We start from the raw sequence: 2,440 nt of genomic DNA on the forward strand, positions 1-2,440 counted from the left end.
GTCCCGACTACGGGCAGCGCGGCACCGCCGTGCCGCGCTGCCCGTAGTCGGGACCGCGGGCGCGGCGCGATGCGCGTCCGCCGTCGTGCGGCGGCACCCGGCTATCGCCACACCCCCCGGTGGGCCGGGAGGCCGTGGGATTCCAGGGGGCCCACCCGGAGGCCCTGCGACCGGCAGGCGGCCACCGCCGGAGGGAGGGCTTCCAGGGCCGAGTGCCAGGCGCCCGGCGCGCTCGTGCGGTCCGAGTCGTGGAGCAGGATCGTGGCTCCACCGCGCAGCCCGGGCGTCAGTTCCGCCAGGACGCTGTGCGCGTCCGCCCGCGCGGTCCAGTCGCGGCCCCAGACGGACCACAGGACCGGCTGGAGCCCGGCCCGCCGGGCGGCGGCGAGGCGGCCGGCGGTGAGCACGCCGTATGCGGGCCGGTACCACAGGGGGCGGCGGCCGCCGATGCGGAGGACGGCGTCGGCGGCCCGTGCGACATCCCGTGCGTCCTGGCTCGGTCTCGGGCGCCAGGGCCGCTCGTGCCGCCAGCCGTGGACGGCGAGTTCGTGGCCCTCGGCCACGATGCGCCGCCCGAGGTCGGGGTGTTGTTCGAGCGCGCTGCCGAGGACGAAGAAGGTGGCGCGGACCCCCAGACGGTCCAATACCCGCAGGAAGTGCGGGGTGCTGTCCGGGTCGGGACCGTCGTCGAAGGTCAGCGCGACGTGCCCCGGGTCGCCCTGCCCGTCGAGCGCGGGGCTCACCACGCGCCGTACGGCCGGGATCCAGGTGGCGGCCGGCCCGAAGTGCCACGCGGCCACCGCGACGGCCGCCCCGGACAGCGCCCCGGCCGCGGCCCGGCTGTTCCGGCAAGCCGGTCCCCGCCCGCCCGTCCTGACCATCCTGCCCGTCACCACACATCCTCCCCGCCTTCGCCCGAGACCACCGGCGATCTGGCCAGTTGGATGCTGCCGAGGACCAGTACGGCGAGTGCCACCGCTTCGGGCAGGATCCGCAGGCCGAGGGTGATCTGCTCGTCGAAGAGGACGGCGCCGAGTACGACGCTCAGGAGGGCGTCGCCGAGGGTCAGCGCGGGCTGGGACGCGACGAGCGTGCCCGCGCCGAGGGTCATCTGCAGCAGCAGGAAGCTGGCCAGCCCGACGGCGGCGAACGCGTACGTCTGCCAGGCCGTGAAGAAGGCCCCGACCCCCTCCGGCAGTTGCCCGATGGCGTCCTTCATCAGGGCGGCCGTCCAGGAGAAGCCGAGGGCGGTCGCCGTGCCGAGAACGGCGGCGCGGGGCGCGGATGAGAGGTGGCGGGCCACGGCGAGCAGGACGAGTACGACGCCCAGCACCGGGAGTGCCACCGGCAGCCACCGGTCGTCGGGCACGGTCGTGACGCCCCTCGCGGGTTCGGCCAGGCGCAGGAAGGCGGCGAGCCCGGCGGCCATGGCGAGGAACGCCCACCAGGTGCGGTGGTCGGGCCTGCGGTGGAAGACGGCGCTGCCGACGACGAGGGTGAACAGCAGCTCGGTGGTCAGCACGGGCTGGACGACCGACAGCGGCCCGGCCGCGAGGGCGCCGGCCTGGCTGACGCCGGAGAAGATCATGGCGAAGGTGCCCAGCAGCCAGATCGGCCGCCGCAACAGGTGCAGCACCCAGGAGGTGCGCCGGGCGCGCGGCACCGGCTTCTCCTCGGCCGCGGCGCGGCGCTGGAGGACGGAGGCGACGGCGTTGGACAGCGCGGACAGCAGCGCCAGCGCCACCGCGAGCCCGGTCATCAGCGGCGGGCCCCGTCAGCCGAAGCGCTTGGCCAGCGTGCGGAAGACGCCGGGGGCGACCCCGTGCACGCGCGCGGGCATGCCGAGCCAGGAGGGTACGAAAGCCTGGGCCCGCCCGGTGGCCAGGGCGTCCCGTACGGCGGCGGCGACCTGTCCGGCGGGGACGGGGCGCGGCCGGTCGCGGTGGTAGGGGGCGCCGCGGCGGGTGAAGAACGGGGTGTCGACCGCGCCGGGCAGGACGATGGACACGGCGACGCGGGAGTCGGCGACCTCGTAGCGCAGGCTGTCGGCGAAGGCCATGAGGCCCCCTTTCGTGGCGGCGTAGACCGCTTCCCCGCGCACCCCGACCGATCCGGCCATGGAGCCGATCAGGACGATGCGGCCGGCGCGCCGCTCGACCATGCCGGGCAGCAGGAGCCGCACCAGGTGGACGACCGCGGCGAGGTTGACCGTCANNCCCGGCGCCCGCGACGAGCGCGTCGACCCGGCCCTCGCCCTGTTCCTCGGCCTGGCGGACGAGTTTCTCGCGCCCGCCGGGGTCGGCGAGGTCGGCGGGCAGCGCGATGCCGCCGGTGCGCCGGGCGACCTCGGAGAGGCGTTCGGGGTCGCGCCCGTTGAGCAGCAGCCGCCATCCGCCGTCGGCGGCGAGCCGTTCGGCGACGGCGGCGCCGATGCCCGAGG

The 2,440-nt window shown here is 76.4% G+C and carries 2 protein-coding genes and 2 pseudogenes; all 4 read right to left on the reverse strand.

Translation table 11 applies throughout. The annotated features are described in order from the left end of the window. Positions 1 to 101: 101 nt before the first annotated feature. Positions 102 to 881 carry a polysaccharide deacetylase family protein gene (locus AOK16_RS20790; RefSeq protein ID WP_055473711.1) on the reverse strand — a complete coding sequence of 260 codons (780 nt, stop codon included), beginning with the start codon at positions 879 to 881 and terminating at the stop codon, positions 102 to 104. 8 nt (positions 882 to 889) lie between these two features. Beyond that, on the reverse strand, positions 890 to 1,759 hold the full coding sequence (locus AOK16_RS20795; protein WP_055473710.1) for a DMT family transporter: 870 nt from the start codon (positions 1,757 to 1,759) through the stop codon (positions 890 to 892). A 15-nt stretch (positions 1,760 to 1,774) separates the two neighbouring features. Then, a pseudogene (locus tag AOK16_RS20800) lies at positions 1,775 to 2,214 on the reverse strand (SDR family NAD(P)-dependent oxidoreductase); the annotation flags it as partial. A 2-nt stretch (positions 2,215 to 2,216) separates the two neighbouring features. Next, a pseudogene (locus AOK16_RS28610) lies at positions 2,217 to 2,440 on the reverse strand (SDR family NAD(P)-dependent oxidoreductase); the annotation flags it as partial.

This window comes from Streptomyces pathocidini (assembly GCF_001418495.1).
Taxonomy (GTDB): domain Bacteria; phylum Actinomycetota; class Actinomycetes; order Streptomycetales; family Streptomycetaceae; genus Streptomyces; species Streptomyces pathocidini.